The sequence below is a fragment of the Vibrio sp. sp1 genome, from assembly GCF_016920955.1.
GTDB classification, from domain to species: Bacteria; Pseudomonadota; Gammaproteobacteria; order Enterobacterales; family Vibrionaceae; genus Vibrio; species Vibrio alginolyticus.
On sequence record NZ_CP060589.1, the window covers coordinates 506,124 to 523,940 of the forward strand.

Annotated in this window: 18 protein-coding genes; 2 read left to right on the plus strand and 16 right to left on the minus strand. The window is 45.4% G+C overall.

Going from position 1 to position 17,817, the window contains the following annotated elements; genetic code table 11:
* Window positions 1-17: 17 nt before the first annotated feature.
* The 15 genes from fliG to H9L11_RS02435 form a co-directional block, all read right to left on the minus strand.
* A complete protein-coding gene (fliG, locus tag H9L11_RS02365; protein ID WP_205390972.1) occupies window positions 18-1,073 on the minus strand; it encodes a flagellar motor switch protein FliG in 1,056 nt (351 codons plus the stop codon).
* A complete protein-coding gene (gene fliF / locus H9L11_RS02370) occupies window positions 1,066-2,808 on the minus strand; it encodes a flagellar basal-body MS-ring/collar protein FliF (RefSeq protein ID WP_005380462.1) in 1,743 nt (580 codons plus the stop codon). Before fliF ends, fliG begins: the two co-directional genes overlap by 8 nt.
* A gap of 14 nt (window positions 2,809-2,822) precedes the next feature.
* Entirely contained in the window at window positions 2,823-3,134 is a 312-nt protein-coding gene (gene fliE / locus H9L11_RS02375) for a flagellar hook-basal body complex protein FliE (RefSeq protein WP_005384482.1), read from the minus strand.
* A 122-nt stretch (window positions 3,135-3,256) separates the two neighbouring features.
* On the minus strand, window positions 3,257-4,666 hold the full coding sequence (locus tag H9L11_RS02380; RefSeq protein WP_005394318.1) for a sigma-54 dependent transcriptional regulator: 1,410 nt from the start codon (window positions 4,664-4,666) through the stop codon (window positions 3,257-3,259).
* Between the two features lie 36 nt (window positions 4,667-4,702).
* Complete coding sequence (locus H9L11_RS02385; RefSeq protein WP_005380459.1) at window positions 4,703-5,734, minus strand: ATP-binding protein; 1,032 nt, start codon at window positions 5,732-5,734, stop codon at window positions 4,703-4,705.
* 201 nt (window positions 5,735-5,935) lie between these two features.
* Window positions 5,936-7,402, minus strand: a complete 1,467-nt coding sequence (locus H9L11_RS02390) for a sigma-54 dependent transcriptional regulator (RefSeq protein ID WP_005384490.1) — start codon at window positions 7,400-7,402, stop codon at window positions 5,936-5,938.
* Between the two features lie 287 nt (window positions 7,403-7,689).
* A complete protein-coding gene (gene fliS / locus H9L11_RS02395; RefSeq protein ID WP_005380457.1) occupies window positions 7,690-8,100 on the minus strand; it encodes a flagellar export chaperone FliS in 411 nt (136 codons plus the stop codon).
* Window positions 8,101-8,112: 12 nt separating this feature from the next.
* Complete coding sequence (locus H9L11_RS02400; RefSeq protein WP_005380456.1) at window positions 8,113-8,418, minus strand: flagellar protein FliT; 306 nt, start codon at window positions 8,416-8,418, stop codon at window positions 8,113-8,115.
* Between the two features lie 3 nt (window positions 8,419-8,421).
* A complete protein-coding gene (gene fliD, locus H9L11_RS02405; protein WP_005384492.1) occupies window positions 8,422-10,416 on the minus strand; it encodes a flagellar filament capping protein FliD in 1,995 nt (664 codons plus the stop codon).
* 21 nt (window positions 10,417-10,437) lie between these two features.
* On the minus strand, window positions 10,438-10,872 hold the full coding sequence (gene flaG / locus H9L11_RS02410; protein ID WP_005380451.1) for a flagellar protein FlaG: 435 nt from the start codon (window positions 10,870-10,872) through the stop codon (window positions 10,438-10,440).
* Between the two features lie 92 nt (window positions 10,873-10,964).
* The gene (locus H9L11_RS02415) at window positions 10,965-12,095 is read right to left on the minus strand and encodes a flagellin (RefSeq protein ID WP_005380449.1); all 1,131 of its coding nucleotides are present in this window, start codon (window positions 12,093-12,095) and stop codon (window positions 10,965-10,967) included.
* A gap of 288 nt (window positions 12,096-12,383) precedes the next feature.
* Entirely contained in the window at window positions 12,384-13,517 is a 1,134-nt protein-coding gene (locus tag H9L11_RS02420) for a flagellin (RefSeq protein WP_005380447.1), read from the minus strand.
* Between the two features lie 263 nt (window positions 13,518-13,780).
* Window positions 13,781-14,920 (minus strand): flagellin, encoded by a 1,140-nt coding sequence (locus H9L11_RS02425; RefSeq protein WP_005380443.1) that lies wholly within the window; start codon window positions 14,918-14,920, stop codon window positions 13,781-13,783.
* A gap of 146 nt (window positions 14,921-15,066) precedes the next feature.
* Window positions 15,067-15,969 carry a Dyp-type peroxidase gene (locus H9L11_RS02430; RefSeq protein ID WP_033907102.1) on the minus strand — a complete coding sequence of 301 codons (903 nt, stop codon included), beginning with the start codon at window positions 15,967-15,969 and terminating at the stop codon, window positions 15,067-15,069.
* Between the two features lie 46 nt (window positions 15,970-16,015).
* Window positions 16,016-16,501 (minus strand): DUF2919 domain-containing protein, encoded by a 486-nt coding sequence (locus H9L11_RS02435; RefSeq protein WP_033907115.1) that lies wholly within the window; start codon window positions 16,499-16,501, stop codon window positions 16,016-16,018.
* A gap of 144 nt (window positions 16,502-16,645) precedes the next feature.
* Here H9L11_RS02435 and H9L11_RS02440 point away from each other — a divergent pair, with 144 nt between their 5' ends.
* A complete protein-coding gene (locus tag H9L11_RS02440) occupies window positions 16,646-16,999 on the plus strand; it encodes a DUF2956 domain-containing protein (RefSeq protein ID WP_005380437.1) in 354 nt (117 codons plus the stop codon).
* Between the two features lie 3 nt (window positions 17,000-17,002).
* On the plus strand, window positions 17,003-17,335 hold the full coding sequence (locus tag H9L11_RS02445) for a DUF4156 domain-containing protein (protein ID WP_033907101.1): 333 nt from the start codon (window positions 17,003-17,005) through the stop codon (window positions 17,333-17,335).
* 34 nt (window positions 17,336-17,369) lie between these two features.
* Here the strand turns inward: H9L11_RS02445 and H9L11_RS02450 are convergent, their stop codons facing one another.
* Entirely contained in the window at window positions 17,370-17,657 is a 288-nt protein-coding gene (locus tag H9L11_RS02450) for a helix-turn-helix domain-containing protein (RefSeq protein ID WP_033907100.1), read from the minus strand.
* Window positions 17,658-17,817: the final 160 nt, after the last annotated feature.

Sequence of the window (17,817 nt, forward strand, 5' to 3'; positions counted from 1 at the left end):
TTGCGAAGCAATAGAAATTATAAGAATTCGTCAGCACCGCCAGACAACATGAGCTCACCAGCATCCGCCATTCGACGGGCAATTGCTAAGATTTCTTTCTGAGCGGCTTCTACATCTGCCACTCGTACTGGCGGCATCGCTTCTATATCATCACGCATCATATCAGCAGCACGTTTAGACATGTTCTTGAAGACTTTCTCACGTAACGAGTCATCTGCACCTTTGAGTGCTTTTTGCAACACGTCTTGTGGTACGTCACGCAGCAACTTCTGAATACCTTGGTCGTCCACTTCGACTAAGTTTTCGAAGACAAACATTAGGTCTTGGATTTGCGTCGCCATGTCTTCGTCCTGATCGCGAATTTGTTCCATTAACAAACCTTCGACGTTGTTGTCTAGGTAGTTCATGATCTCCGCTGCTGCTTTCAGGCCGCCAATTTTGGCTGCTTGTGCACCCGCTTGACCCGCGAACTGTTTCTCCATGATTTCGTTCAACTCTGCCAATGCTGATGGCTGAACTTCTTCAAGGTTGGCAATACGCATCATCAGATCCAAACGCACGCGCTCAGGGAACTGAGACAAAATCTCTGCAGATTGGTCTGCTTCTAAATAAGACAGTACGATAGTTTGAATCTGTGGGTGTTCATTGACGATAATGCTCGCCACTTGGCGTGGGTCCATCCATTTCAAAGAATCCAAGCCTTTTGAGCCCGTACCAAGTAGGATCTGGTCAACTAAGTTGTTGGCTTTGTCTTCACCAAGAGCGGCAACCAGTGCATTACGCATAAAGTCTTCGCTGCCCATACCAATGTTGGTGTATTTCTGGATATCCTCCAAAAACGCACGATGAACAGCAGATACCTTGTCTTGGCTGAGATCCTTCGCGCGAGCCATCGCACTACCAACACGCTGAACCTGTTTTGGTTCTAGGTGACGGATAATGCCAGCTGCATCTTGTTCATTAAGGCTCAGTAGCAAAATTGCCGCTTTTTCTTCGCCAGTAATGGTTGAAACATCCAGCTCTACTGGCATTCCCGCGGCGTTGTCATCTTTAGGTACGATATCGTTAGCCATTGTCATTCATCCAGTTTTTCACTACTTGAGCAGCCAGTTCAGGTTCATTCGCAACCAGAGCGCGAACCGCTTTCAATACATCTTCATCTTTATGAAGGTTTGGCAAATCAATACTTGAGCCAAACTCGAACAGTTCGCTGCTTTCGATGTCACTGCCAATCAAGCTAGTTTCACCATCCGCACCAATCGGCAAGCCGTCTGGTCCGTACATTTCGTCTTCATCATCGCTGGTAGGGTTAAGCAATTTCTTCATTGCTGGGCGAACCAGAACCAACACAACCACAATAATCACTAATGCACTTGCGAACCAACGAACCCAATCACTGAAGTTAGGGTGCTCCCAAATTGGTGGTTCTTCTAGCTGCTCAGCCTCTGGCTCAGCAAACTTTACACTCAATACATTCAGTAAATCGCCACGACCTTGATCAAAGCCAACGGTACCAATTAATACTTGGCGAATGGCATTGATTTCAGATTCGGACATTGGGGTATAAGTCACTTCACCCGTATCAGGGTTAACTTGACGACGGTCTTTAATCGCAACAGAAACGGTCTGACGAGCCACCGTCCCGGTCTGCTTTCGCTCGTGGCTGATGGTGGTATCTAGCTCAAAGTTACGCGTGGACTCTTTACGAACTGACCCCTGCCCCATGACAGAACCATCTTTCATTTGAGCCACATCTTGCGGAATTGAGGCATCCGCTGGAGGCTGATTACTCAACGCACCCGGAATACCCGCTACCATGTTACCGTTATTGTAATCTTCGAGTGCGTACTCACTGCGGGTCGCAGGGGTGTTCGGATCAAAGCGTTTGCGAGTTTGTTCAACCGCACTGAAATCCATTTGGATATCAACCTGCGCCGTATAGTTGCCATAACCTAAAATCGGTAATAGTACGGAATCAATTTTTTCGCGCAGCGCTTGCTCTTGGCTGCGTTCTAATTCTTGTTCTTTGCGTCGTGCCGCAGAAGCAGGATCTTGGGAGCCTGAGCTGAGTAAGCGGCCATGCTGATCTGTGACGGTAATTCGAGAAGTTTTCATTCCCGGCACGGCACTCGCTACCATGTCGACAATAGAATCCACTTCTTGCTGCTTAAGGTTAGTGCCTGTCGACAATGTCAAAAATACCGACGCAGACGCTTCTTGGTTATGACGCACAAACACGCTGTGCTTTGGCAGTGCCAATAACACTCGTGCTTTGCGAACTTGCTTCATCTCTTCAATTGCTTGAGCTAATTGGCGCTCTCGACTGAGTTTCAGACGCTCTTGCTCAAGACGTTGTGAAACACCAAAGCCCATGTCTTGCAGCAAAATATCATCGCCTGCTTCTGTAGCTTGGTTAACGCCGGAACGAACCATGCCAAGTTTGATCGAGTTGTACTCACTCGATTCAACAGAAACAGTATTGCCATCAAGCTTATAATTGATTTTCTGCTGGTCCAGATAATCCAGAACGGGGATCAATTCTTCGGTCTCATACGCACCAAGTGGGCGCATTTCCGGTTCTTTGACCCAAAAGAACAGCATCACGATCAATGCAACACAGATGGATATCGACAGCACAAGCACAACCTGACGAAGTAAATCGAGGTCGCCCACTGCCATATCGAATTTTGACGCACTGCGCTCCTCTAGATCTGGATTTTGACTCTCCACATCCACATCGGAACTTGCTACCAGTGCACCATCTGAGCCGCCTTCAGTGACGGTTAAATCTGTAGACTTGTCTGCCACACTTATTACCTAAATTACACTGGCATGTTCATGAGGTCTTTATATGCCTCAACGAGTTTATTGCGAATTTGAACCGTCGCATCAAAAGCGACACTAGACTTGTTACGAGCGATCATAACGTCAGAAAGGGATACATCGGCATCACCACGATCAAAACGGGTTTGTAAATCACCAGATGCTTTTTGAAGTGTGTTCACGTTATTGATGGCTTTAGTTAGGAGATCGTTAAAATCCGCTCCAACTTTCGCCCCACTTGCAGTAGGAGCCGTATTGGTTGCTTCTACCATCATGGCGCGCATTTCTGCCTGAATACCATCAATTTTCATTAGCACCTCTAAGCCAAAAGATTGACTATTAACAAAACTGATTATTGACACAGCAATTAACGTGCCATAAGACATTAGCAATCAATTTACTTACACTTTTTGTCTTATGGCCGTTGTCTGTGTTAATTCGGGATATCTATACCAGCATCACGCATTTTGGCAAGCTTATAGCGCAAGGTTCGAGGGCTTATACCCAGTTTCTCCGCCATTTCTTTGCGTCGACCATTACACTCAACCAAAGTCTCCAAAATAATGGCGTATTCTTGATCGCGCAGCTCGCTGCCTAAGCCTTCTCCACCAGTTACTGGGCGGCTGACACTCTCAGCTTGAGCAACTGGCTTAACATTGGGCACGACCATATCTGCATTTTGCACCACGTGTTGCAAGCTATTGGCATCTTGCCAATCTACGCCCTCGAGCAAAATGTGCTCTGCATCGATGTCGCCATTTTCACTTAATATCAGCGCTCGTTGAACCACGTTATCCAATTCACGAACATTACCCGGCCAAGGGTATTGCAATAGTTTTTCTAACGCAACGGTCGAGAATTGAGGCACTGGCATGCCCATTTTGCTGCAATGACGCTCAGCAAGATGCTTGGCAAGCGGTGCAATATCGCCTTTACGTTCTTTAAGCGCAGGCCACGCAATTGGGAATACATTCAGGCGGTAATATAAGTCCTCTCTGAAGTTTCCTTCTGACACGTATTGCTTAAGATCACGGTTACTCGTCGCTAACACACGAACATCTAACTTGATGCTTTTGCGACTGCCTAGGCGCTCTACTTCTCGCTCTTGCAAAACACGCAATAACTTCGCTTGCAGGTTCAAGTCCATTTCGCTGATTTCATCAAGCAAGATTGTGCCACCTTGTGCTTGTTCAAACTTTCCTGGGCATGCCTGAACAGCACCAGTAAATGCGCCCTTTTCATAGCCAAACAGTGTTGCTTCGAGCATATTGTCAGGAATCGCGGCACAGTTAATTGCGACAAAAGGACCATTTTTACGATTTGACGCGTTGTGAATATAGCGCGACATCACTTCTTTACCTGAGCCACTCGGACCTAGCACCATAACATTCGCATCTGTACGTGCCACTTTATCGGCCAACGCGAGTAAACGTAGACTTTTCTCATCAGCAACGATAGCGTCACCGTTGTCATCACTTTTTATCGGTGCATAACGACTGACCATATTTAGCAACACTTCTGGTGCAAATGGTTTCGCCATGTAGTCGATCGCGCCATCTTTCATTGCAGACACGGCATCTTCAATGTTGGCGTACGCCGTCATTAGCAATACTGGTAAGTTAGGCCAATTCTGCTTGATGCTTTTGAGCAGAGCTAAGCCACCCATACCCGCCATTTGCACATCAGAAACGACGATATCAACCGTATTCGATTTCAGCTTTAACAGTGCATCTTCAGCACAGTCCGCTTCCAACCACTCATACCCTGCCAGAGCCAGAGTATCGACTAGGGCTTCACGAAGACCTTCATCGTCTTCTACGATCAGCACTTTGCTTTGCGCCATTATGATTCTCCAGAAATTGTTATTACCAAAAGCCGCTTATTGCGCTTCTGTTTGCACTCGCTCTAGCGGAATGCACATGGTGAAGCAGGCTCCATCACCCTGCTCTGAAATAAGTTCCAATCGACCGTCATGGGCACGGCAAACCATTTGAACAACTGCCAACCCTAATCCAGTTCCTTGAGAACGTGTGGTAAAAAATGGCTCCATGATTTTGGCTTGCAGTTCTTCGGGCACACCCGGTCCGCTGTCTTGCACAGAAATGCGTAACTCACCATTTACCGGGCGGAAAAAAATATCGACTTGCGATTCTTTACCAGACATTTGAATCGCATTCATGACCAGATTACTTAATGCAGATGCAATGGCGTTCGCATTGCCTAGTAGCTCAGTTTGTTCTTCTTCAACTTCTAGGCAGTAATCAATACTGTTGTTTTTTAGCGCGGTTTCGACCATCGGCTGATATTCCGCTACCAACTGGGCAATCGTGAATGGCTTAATGACTTTATTATCACCACCTTTAGCAAAAAGCAGCATATCATTAACCTGCTTTTCCAAATCGTGCAGTCGATCCATTAATTTGGTTTGGAAGCGATCTTTTGTCGCTGGAGGAAGATTTGGCGCTCCCAAATTGGATGCATATAACATAGCGCTCGACAGCGGCGTTCTTACTTGGTGAGCAAGCGACGCAACCATACGTCCTAACGACGATAAGCGCTGTAAATCACTGACACGAGCTTGAAGTAAACGGGTTTCGGTTAAATCGGTAATCAGGATCAATTGACCTGTTGTGGACGCCGAGATGGCGAGTCGAACTTTACGGCCATTCCGCAGGGAAACTTCATGGCCATCATCTTCACGTGGGTCAAACACCGCCTGAATAACGTTGAACCATTTTTCGTTAACCAGTGGAATCTCAAGAATTCGGTGCGCTTCTGGATTTGCTTCACGCACTACTCCGTACGTATCGAGCAAAATCACTCCAGCAGGCATCACATCGAGCACCTGTTTGTAGCGCTCAACCTGATTCTCTACGGAATCTAAATGGGATTGATTGGTGTTGTTATCCATTACTGCCTGTCGAAATATCGCCGCTAAAACTAAAATAGCTTGGTAAGCAATTAGCGTACCAAGCTATTTTTTATATTTATCAGGACGTTAAGCCATCGACAATAAGTTGACACTCAGAGGTAACGGTTTTGGATGCCAGAAAAACGATGTTAACTAGCACAAGTGATAATTCAGATATCGTCTTAAAAAACTTCACTTTACCTAGCGCTGTAAGTTGTACTTACGCATTTTTTCCACCAGCGTAGTACGTCGCATACCCAGCATGTCGGCCGCTCTTGCTACAACACCACCCTGCGCTTCTAATGCTTGGCTGATCATATTAACTTCTAAATCAGCCAGCAGCTCTTTCAAATTAACCCCTTCCGGTGGCAGCGCTTGCGGGGCGTTCATGCTGTGATCAAGGTCGTCTTGATCTTCAAAGCTAAAATCTTCAGAGAAGATATCTTGGAATACATCACGCTCTTGCTCTTCCACCGAAACAAATGGATTGCTCTCTGGTTGGAACTCTGGGATGTCACTGTAGCGATATTTGGTTGGTAGATGGTTTACATCCACCAAGCTATTTGGATACAGAATAATCATTCGCTCAACAAGATTAGCCAACTCGCGTACGTTGCCCGGCCAGTTATGCTCCATCAGTGAGTTGATTGCACGAGGTGTAAAGCAGATAGGTTGTCCGCCTTCCGCCTCTAAACGTGTCATCAGTTCTTGCAGCAGCAATGGTATATCTTGTTTGCGCTCTTTCAGCGCTGGCATCTCAATTGGAAACACGTTCAGACGATAGAACAAGTCTTCTCGGAACGTACCTTCTTCAATCATATTTTCTAGATTACGGTGTGTCGCCGCCACAACTCGAACATTTACCTTGATGGTACTATTGCCACCTACACGTTCAAAGCAGCGTTCTTGCAATACACGAAGCAACTTTACTTGCATCGACATTGGCATATCGCCAATCTCATCAAGAAAGATAGTGCCACCGTCTGCGAGCTCAAATCGACCTTTACGGGCAGTTAACGCACCAGTAAACGCGCCTTTTTCGTGACCAAATAATTCGCTTTCTAGGAGCTCAGGCGGTATTGCACCACAGTTAATAGGTACAAATGCGCCATCGCGGTATGAAGAATGATAGTGGATGTTACGCGCAACAACTTCTTTACCTGTACCGGACTCACCTAAGATCAACACGTTTGCTTCCGTGTTTGATACTTGTTCAATCAGGTGTCGAACTTCTTGAATACCTCTACTTTGACCAACTAAGCTGCGAAAAAGCGTGTTTTTGCGTGCACTAGCAACAACATTCACTCCTTTTCGCCCCAGAAAATCTTTGCAGTGGCGTAACGCTTCACTAAGCTGTGGGTAATTAAGCGGCAGCTCTAGTTCACCAACAAAATTTGGAAGATCATCAACAGGCAAAGGAAAACGGCCCATGACTAGAAGAGGGATGTGGTAAGCGCTGTTTAAATGAGAGATAACCGTACTCGCCGCTTGACCTGCTGGAATATTACCAACAATACAGCACGACCATACGCTAGACCAATCAACATCGCTGAGCTGATCAGAACTGACCGCTTCGCAATTTTCTCCAACAAATTCCAATATATTGCTTAAATTTAAACGACTTGATGCGTCATCATCAATTACAAGCAGCTTTGCCAAACCATGCATAAGTAAGAATGATTGCCTTTATTTTAGGTGCGTTGCGGCCAAACCTTGATTTGCGCAATTGGGTGCTAAAGAAGGCAGAACCACCACACTCAATTTACGATAGACAAAATAGGAAAATCAGCAACAAAAAAGCCATTAGGGCTACTAATGGCTTCTATTTTATTTGAATATAAAAATAAGGCAACCAAGCAATGGAGAGGTGTGAGCTTGATAGAAACTTTGCTACACAACTCGTTGCGCAATTGACAAATATATTCGTCTAGTATCTTAACGCATTGTTTTGACTATTAAATACCAACTTCAGCAGCGGTAAGATTATGAAACTCTGTTGGGATTTGGTCCCAAGCGGACTTGATCTCACGGATAATGTCGATAACGTCGTCGATCAGCTGAGGCTCATTTTGATGGTTAGCAGCAGAAATTTGCGTGATCATAAACTCATACAGTGAATCTAAGTTTGAAGCAATATCACCACCGTCATCCATAGATAGACAGCTGCGTAGCGCGATAATGATGTCTAACGCTTTACCCAAGCGCTCACCTTTTGCTGGAATATTGCCTGCTTGCATGGCTGCTTTACCTTGAATAAGGCGCTCAATCGCACCAGCCATAAGCATTTGAATGACTTTGTGCGGAGAAGCCGCGCTAAGCTGGCTGTCGACTGATACCTTTTTGTATGCTTGCAAAGAACCGCGCATAGTAATCCTCTTTTAAATAAATTTTTTGTACTGCTGAAGTGAACGCTGGCCATAACGAAACTTATGGAGCTCTTTTCCGACCTTTGACGTTTCCGATTGCATCAGCTCGACAATTCTTTTGGTACGAGTTAGCAATGCTTGCCACTCTGCATCCTGCTTAACCAAAGGATTTTGATGAATAATTGGTAACAGGTTTTGCAATAACCGTTCCCTGATATCGACCAAGCGAAGAATTTCTTCAGCATTAAAATCAATTTTTTCTAATTCTTGCGTAATTAGTTGATCTATATCACTAATTTCCATGAGTTCTTTTTGCATTTATTAACCCAACGCACTCATCAAAGCGCCTAACTGGCCTTGCATTTTACCGGTCGCATCTTGCATCGCGGTAAACTTCGCATGAGTACGCTTCTCTAGGCTTTCCATGCGGCGATCTAATGCCGCTTGATCGTCACTCAAACGGTAGTTTTGTTCTGTGAGACTTTTTTCTCGAGTACGAATACTGCCTGTAATACCTGTGATACCGTGAATCGCATCTTCTACTCGTTTAGCAAAACCTGTGTTGCCACCGAAGAACTTTTCTAACTCGTTGAAGTTATTGTTCAACTGGCGATCTAGCATGTCATAGTTGATTTCTAGGGTGCCTTGACGTGTGGTCGTAATGCCAAATTCTGTTAAGGACTTTAGGTTTTCAGGCGCCTTATCGATTCGAGTAGAAAAGACCGATTTTAATCGTGAATCTGCACTGCGTACGGTGCTGTCACCTGACAACGGCCCTTTTTGACCAGTTACCGGATCCACACTCGCCAACGCTTGGGAGGTTTGATAAAACGAGTTATACGCTGCCACAAAGTTTTCGATATCGTTGCGTACACTTTGACGGTCGTACTCGACACCAATTTCAGCAGGCGGTTTATTCGGTTCTGATTTGCCTTTTAGTGTTAAATCAACACCTTCGATCGCATCTTCAATCACATTGTTGTGGCTAGATAGCTTTGCCACGCCATCAAGCAGAACTTCTGAATCTTGCCCTGCTTGTACTTCTGTCATTCCAAGGTATTGTTCAAAAGCAGATTGTGCCTTTGCGATTTTCGCTTCTGCTTCATCAATTTTTTCCAGACGCTCACGTTCTTGAGGATCAAGTTTAGCGCGATGAATTTGCTTAGCTTGCGCTTCGGAAAGTTCACCACGTGCCACTTTTTCGTCTAACGCTTGCTTTTCACTCGCAATTTTTTGCTCGATTTCCGCTTTTTCTTGCTCAAGAAGCTGCTTAGCCTCTTTCGTCGTAACGTAAGAATCGGTTAGGGTGCCCGATGCGGCATTATTCCAGCCTGGTACATCTGGTGCCTTCTCTATTGCCTTTTCGTCGAGTTCGAGCTCTGGTTCTTCATAAGAGTCCAACAAAGTACCTGACGCAGTTTCTGTCCACCCTGGAATTCTGTCTTCAGGGCGTAAACTCGCGCGTCGGTTGGCTTCATCAATGGCTTCTTGACCAGCTTTGGCTGCTTCTGCACCCGCCGCAGAGATTGGCGCTTGCGATGCATCATCTTGTACATCGTCTGCCGCTTTTTGCTCTTCTGGAGGTAGAGGATTGCCGTTTGCATCCAGCTCTTCTGCTGGTTGTTCCGGAAATTTAAGAGGACCTAAGACATCTTCCGCCGCTGAACGAGCTTCTTCAAGCGCGTTGACGCGGTCTTCAAGTGTTTGGTATTCGAAATATTTAAGAGGGTTGCCTTTTTCTGCCTCCACACTGACTCTGATTTGATGATCCTTACCAGAGAGGTTAGAAGCAAGGATAAGGCGTGGACCTTCGACGTCGTTAATAAGAGATGCACGAACGCCAGGGTTATCTTTAGCGCCATTGATGCCACGTACGACATCGATGAGCTTAGATCGGGAACGAACATCGATATTAAAACGCTCATCACCAAGCGAAATCTGCAGCTTACCAGGGCCAAATTTTGCGTCTTCTGGCAATACGTCAGAAGCGACTTTATGGCTCTGAGCAAGCTGCAACACATCGATAGCATATTTGCCAGCGATAGCATCTGTGGTTGCCGTGGCAGATACAATATTGTCATTGGTCGTTTCGACGGTGCGAACGGCAAATGCTTTCTCCTGACGAAAGTTCGCCATGAGATTTTTCATCGTATCCAATGATTCTCTGAGTCGCCCGTAAGCACTGATACTGGCATTAATTGTCGTGCGTTCGTTGTCGATGCGTTGCTGCTTTGGTACGCGTTCGGCATCCACAATTTTGCTGACCATGGAATTAATATCCATGCCGCCAGACATCCCCAAAGGGCCTAAACTCATCAAATCACCTCTAAAAACGACTTACACTTTTTCAGTCAACAACCCGCTGTTGGCTGTGTGCTCAGCTAGGCGACGCAATACCACTAGCATTTCTTCATCAGGAATTTGACGAATCACGTCACCGGTATTGGCTTCATAAATCGTCACCACATCTCGTCCGGATTCTTCATCCACTCGAAATGCGACTCCTTTGTTTATGGACGTGACAAATTCATTCATTTGCGCGACCAATTTTTCACGTTCTTCTTTGTTCAGTTCTTGACGGCTTTCAGCCATCTCGAGCGCAGCTTGAACAGAGAAGTCGTATTCGGTGTTTTTCGCTTTTTGCGGCGAAATCTCACCATTTGAATTTGCTGGGCTAGACGTGCCTATATCATTGCCATTTTTATTTGCAAACTTTGTGCCATTTGGCGTGCCGTAAGGCTGGATGTTCGATGCGTAGGAGGATATATCCATTACAATCTCCCTTCCACCTTATGGGCTAACGATAGAATCTATCGCTTTGGTGCCCCAGCACTAAGGTGTTGACCTCAGGCTGGGTTTACCACTTAGCCCAACAAGCTTAGCGCTGCAGATGGAGACTGCTTCGCTTGAGCCAGGATTGAAGTACTTGCTTGCTGAAGAATTTGCGACTTAGTCATCGCAGTGGTTTCCTTCGCGTAATCAGTATCTTTAATACGGCTTTTAGACGCGTTAACGTTCTCGTTAATGTTGTCTAGGTTGCTGATTGCGTGGTTGAAGCGGTTTTGGAAAGCACCGAGTGAAGCTCGTTGGCTGTCTACGGACTTAAGAGCACCGTCGATAACCGCTACTGCTTCTTGAGAGCCAGCTACTGTGGTTACGTCGATGTCTTTCACTGTTACGTCTTTCGGGCCACCAAAGCCGATCTCGTCTGCTAGGTTGCCAGAAAACTCAACATCACCTTCAACTTTTTGAGAAGAAGCAAATACTTGTAGTTTGCCATCTTCGCCAACAGAGGCTTTTACATCATCGTTTTGACCGTTGATGTATGTCGCTAGCTGCTCAATATCATCGCCTTGCTTAGCGCTGATTGATAGCTCTTTCTCTTCACCCTGCTTGTTGGTGTAGCTCATTTTGAACTCTGTTTTCTCACCAACAGTCCAAGATGCGTCTTTACCCTCTTCTGCTGCGTAGCTCTTACCACCCATTGCTGAAGTGTCTGAGCGTAGGTTACCCATAGAAAGCATCACTGCTTCACCTGAGTCCGCACCGATTTGGAAAGATTGAGTACCGTAAGTACCGTTTAGAAGCTTGTTACCACCGAAAGAGGTAGTTTCAGCAATACGGTTTAGCTCGTCGTTTAGCGCTGTTACTTCTTCTTGGATCGCTACACGTTCTGCTTTTGAGTTAGAACCGTTCGCAGATTGAAGCGAAAGATCACGCATACGTTGTAGGATGTTGGTAGATTCATTCATTGCACCTTCAGCAACCTGTGCAATAGAAATACCGTCGTTTGCGTTTTTCACTGCCATGTCTAGGCCACGGCTTTGTGCATTCAAGCGGTTTGAAATCTGTAGACCTGCAGCATCGTCTTTCGCGCTATTGATTTTATAACCCGAAGACAAACGCTCCATTGATTTTTGTTGACCGTCAGCTGCCTGGTTTAGGTAACGCTGTGCAGTCATCGCAGAAACGTTAGTATTAACGTTAATCGCCATAATTGATCTCCTTAAGGCTTTAGTGAATGTACCGTCGTGTCTCTCACCTCACTTAGGTACATCTCATTTCTCTCAGTCCCTTTAACGGCGACCGATGAATATCCTTTAGAAGAAATTTTCAATTTTTTGCGATTATTTTCTTTGGCTTACTGAAATGTGATGAAGCTCTAATGTCGTGATTCGCAGAAATCCTGGGGCCCCAAAAGACAGAAAAAAACCCAGCCGAAGCTGGGTTTACTCGCTCATCTCTCACCACGAGCCAATGAGGTTCTCGTCTTAGGTTTGAAATTAACCTAGCAGACTTAGCGCTGAGTTTGGCGCTTGTTTCGCTTGCGCAAGGATTGAGCTTGACGCTTGCGATAGAATTTGTGACTTGGTCATTGCCGTCGTTTCTTTCGCGAAATCTGTATCTTTGATACGGCTCTTCGACGCATTCACGTTCTCGTTAATGTTGTCCAAGTTGCTGATTGCGTGGTTGAAACGGTTCTGGAATGCACCTAGCTCTGCGCGGTGGCTGTCTACGTATTTCAGTGCTGCATCGATGATAGCAACAGATTCTTGTGCGCCACCAACTGAGGTTACGTCGATAGTATCTACCGTTACTTTTTTACCTTCGCCCAAACCTAGTTCACCAGATAGACCGCCTGAAAACTCGACCTCGCCCTCAACTTTGTTGTTGCCAGCGAAGATTTGCAGTTTACCGTCTTGGTCTACAGAGGCTTTCACTAGGTCAGTTTGGCCGTTAATGTAAGTCGCAAGCTCTTCGATATCGTCACCCGCTTTTGCGCTGATGTTGATTTCTTGCTCTTGGCCGTAGCTGTCCGTTAGGTTGATTTTTAGGTCGTTCTTACCTTCAGCAACGTTCCAGTCTTTACCTTTACCACTTTCAGCTTGGTAGCTCACACCGCCCATCATTTTGTTGTCTGAACGCATGTCTTTTAGCTCAAGCATCACTGCTTCACCGTTATCTGCACCGATTTGGAACGATTTCGCACCGTGTGTGCCGTTTAGTAGCTTGTTACCACCGAAAGAAGTGGTTTCTGCGATACGGTTTAGTTCGTCGTTTAGCGCGGTCACTTCTTCTTGAATCGCCACACGTTCTGCTTTCGAGTTTGAACCGTTTGCTGATTGTAGAGACAAATCACGCATACGTTGAAGAATGTTAGTGGTCTCGTTCATTGCACCTTCAGCAGTTTGTGCAATCGAGATACCGTCGTTCGCGTTGCGAACCGCTACATCCAAACCACGGCTTTGTACGTTCAAACGGTTCGAGATTTGTAGACCCGCAGCGTCATCTTTTGCGCTGTTGATTTTAAAACCTGAAGACAAACGCTCCATAGAAGTTTGTTGAGCTGAGTTTGCGTTGTTTAGGTAACGCTGAGCGGTCATCGCTGATACGTTAGTGTTTACATTCACTGCCATGGTGATTTCTCCAATTGATTTTCCGGTGTAGCGGTTTCCGACGTCTCGGAAAACCAAGTAGTTCTCTCAAAGTTACTTTTATTAACGGCGCATGCCCTGTTTTCTTTAGAGAAAATTTTGGATTTTTTTGAAAATAATTCGTTTGGAGGGGTAATCGTGACAAAGCGGATAAAAAAGCAAAAAAACTTTCATTTTTCGCTAAAGCTTCTTTTCGAATTGTCGATACAGGCAGGTTTTACGTTAAATTCGGGCAAGGCCGTTCATCAGCCAAGTAAAGTTAATGCTAGGTTGGGCGCTTGTTTTGCTTGTGCAAGAATAGAAGTACTGACCTGCTGTAAAATCTGCTGCTTCACCATTTGCGTGGTTTCTTTCGCGTAGTCAGTGTCTTGGATACGACTGTTGGAAGCAGCTAAGTTTTCGTGGATGTTATCGAGATTATTGATCGCGTGATTAAAGCGGTTTTGATACGCGCCTAACTCCGCACGACTGCCATCTACCGTTTTCAAAGCATCATCTAAAATGCCGACCGCCATCTGAGCGCCACCGACCGTGCTAATATCAATACTATCTACCGTTCTATTTACGGTGACATACTTGCCAAGTTCTAACTCATCAGCCAGGCCACCACTGAAGGTTGGTCCAGGGTATTTTATGGCGTCCTTGTGGGACATGAGTAACTGCAGTTGCCCCTCCTCATTAACAGACGCTTTCACTTTATCGGTTTGCCCATTAATGTAAGTCGCGAGTTCTTCTATATCGTCGCCAGCTTTAGCTTCAATACGGATCTCCTGCTCTTCAAAATTGTTATCACGGTAGCTGATAACAATTTCATTATTTCCGTTTTGAACCGTCCAATCTGAACTGACTCTTTGATATGAGCTCATTGAAAAGCTACCTAAAGATTCCGGCTGCATGGTCCGCAGGCCAATTTGTACCGCTTCACCAGCCGTTGCTCCGATTTGAAAAGACGATGTACCGAATGTGCCATTCAGCAATTTACGTCCGCCAAAGGAGGTCGTTTCTGCAATACGACTTAACTCATCATTTAAAGCAGAAACTTCTTCTTGCAGTGCAGTGCGCTCCGCTTTGCTGTTTGAACCATTGGCTGACTGTAGCGACAAATCACGCATACGTTGCATGATATTGGTCACCTCATTCATCGCGCCTTCCGCAGTTTGCATGATGGAAATGCCGTCATTCGCGTTGCGAACCGCAACATCTAAACCACGCATTTGCGATTGCAAGCGGTTGGAGATTTGCAGACCCGCAGCGTCATCCTTTGCGCTGTTAATACGCTTCCCTGAAGACAAACGCTCCATGGATTGGTTCAGCATGTCAGTTGCACTGGTCAAATGACGCTGTGCGACGAGTGCTGCCACATTGGTATTAACGGTGATCGCCACGAGACACAGACTCCAAATAAATTAAGGCTTTGGATACTTATCGACCAAGTAACAGAAAAGTTTAGTGTTTTTTGAAAAGAGATTGGAATAGAAATAGAAAACAAAAGCCCTCTAATTGGAGGGCTTAAGAAATAAAGTCTGAGAACTTACTTGATGGCTAGCTCTGCGAGCATTTCTTGTGAAGGAGCGAAGAAGTACGCACCAGTTACCGCTTTTGTGAAACGAAGCATTTGGTCTGTTTTACCATCTGTCACGCCGTACATACTTTCTAGCATCACTTTAATGTTATGAAGTGTATTGCAGTAAGAAATAAACAGCAGGCCATGAGGCCCTGTTACCGTCCCGTATGGCAAGCTATGACGGACAATCTTGAGACCTTTTCCTTCTTCTTTAATATCAACGCGACCAACGTGTGATGCAGCAGGAACGTCTTCTAGCTCTATAGAGTCTGGTTTGGTACGACCAATCACTTTTTCTTGCGCTTTGACATTCAAGCGATTCCAAGCGGCAAGGTTATGTTCGAAGCGTTGAGCCATGACATAACTACCTCCAGCAAATGGGCCCTCTTTTACTAGAGCCACATCAGCGCGAGCCTCCCCTTTCGGGTTTTCTGTGCCATCAATGAAGTCTGTCATATCACGAGCATCAAGGTAACGGTACCCATATGTTTCGTCCACAATGGTGACATCTTGTGCCGTCTCTTCTAGGAACTTACGCAACACGTAAAAATGCAAGTCGTGACGAGTCGAGTGACAGTGAATCAGTACATCTACGTCTGTTGCTGGAGCAACGATGTCACCTTCGCCAAGTTGAGTAAAATCAATAAGCTCTTCTGGCGCGTCTACATTAAGGTGTTCCCAAAACGATTTTGTGAATGCGATAGAAAGCGTCAGCGCTGCACCCGGCTGGGTAATGTTTAACTCTTCCACCAACTTTGGCAGTGCTTTCAGTTTTTCTAATACGTTTTCACGGTTTTGGTTCACTTTGAGTTGAGTGTACAGTGCAAATGGCCCGGCTTCTGGCACGATCGCCGTTTGAGCTTGTGACATTGAGGTTTCCTCTATTACTTTGCCCCAGAGTGGGAAGTTATTGTTTTTAATTCTTTGAATGCTGCTGTTCATCGTGCGCTAATTGTGGCACATGAAAACAGTCTTTTACCCATCTTCCATTTAGAAGATAGATCATAAACCAAGCTAATAAGGTAATGGTAAGGGCGTTTGCCCAATTAAACACTCCATGTTCTAGGTACACATGATACATGGTCTGAGCAAGTTGAATACCGCACAAGATCAAAGTGATCTCGCGACCATAGCGAGTAATTCTGTTTACCCATCCTCTGTCGGGATGACGAAGCCCCATTAACCACATAAGAAGCAAACTTGGAATGCCCATCGCCAAACCTAAATACAACGTACTTGAATCTGGGTAAACAATAGCGAGTAGCTTGCTGCCACTATCACGACTTACACCAGCCATGGCAAACACCATCCATGAACGCACAAGAAACATCCATCCCACCCATAAAATGATCGGCGCCTTTAAAAATCCATGAGCGTCATATTGGTCAAACGAATAGCGCACAACATCTTCTTCTTTATGTGATAAAAACGTCACTTTAACCTATCGTTTCAGAGTTGCAAGCCAACAAAGATGAGAACTGAAGTTCATTTCAGCACCTTACACAGGTAAACTAAACAAAGATTTACAGCGACGTTGATGAGAAACATGAAAAAAAGAACTCCTGCCACCCCTGTGCCTTCTCAAGAAACACAAGCCGAAGCGATGAGAATTGCTAAATCCACGCAAAAGCCCGGCCAAACCAAAGAGCAAACCAAGCTCATCGCTCAAGGTATCGAAAAAGGCATCGCGCAATATAAGAAACAACAAAAAGAGCGCAACCGCCAAGCCGATAAAGCGAAGAAAAAACAGCAACGTGAAAAGCAACGTCAGCATGAAGAGATTATCGAACAAGACAATATCACCGACGATGCGCCAAACCATTCATCAAGCAAACTGCCTTGGACACTACTTGTCCTGAGCTGGATTGGCTTTGCTGCTTACATAGTATTGGGGAAATAGCTAATGAAACGCCTGTTACTTGGACTTTTTGTCGTGCTTCTAATGGGTTGCACGATGCCATCTCACCTTACTCATGCTCAAAGTCAAAATGTTCATATTCGCATTGACGCGCAATTCGACCCTGAGCGATGCGAATACAAAGGCGAAGTCACCGGAAGTGAAGGCCATTGGTATAACTACATTTTCATGACTAATGACGCGATGATGCAAGGCGCGATGAACGATTTAAAAAACAATGCAGCGGCTATCGATGCGGACACCGTTTTTATGGTTTCCCCACAAGATTTTATCACTTCATTTAGCGTACTGGGTTCCGCCTACCGCTGCAATGGATGAGGCCTGAATATGAAAAAAGCCAGCAATTGCTGGCTTATGCACGAAATCCAAGACTGCTAGCGATATCGCTCTCCCGCTCTAGAACCCATTGGCTATCAAAAGGCCCCCAATCTGAAAGTTGATAATAGCCGTCATTATGACGTCGGCCATCTTGAACGAATATGAGTTCAATGCCGATCCCAGGTAACGCCTTGAGTACATCTTGAATAGTACGACGAGGCCACCCCGTTTTTTCGATCAACTTTGGCACATTCGGCCTTTCTAGGTTTTCCACCAACAAGGCCAAATATAGCCGCCTTGCAAAAACAGGACTCAATTCCATTGACACCTCCTAAAATTGTGCTGATTCATTATTTCGTTTTTGCTCAGCGAGGTGTTGCGTTTGATCAATAACTCGACTTTTCCATTTGATTTAGACGAATTTTTATTCGATTTATAGCGCATTCATCGTAAATAAGTTATGTGACATTAGTTATCTCAAT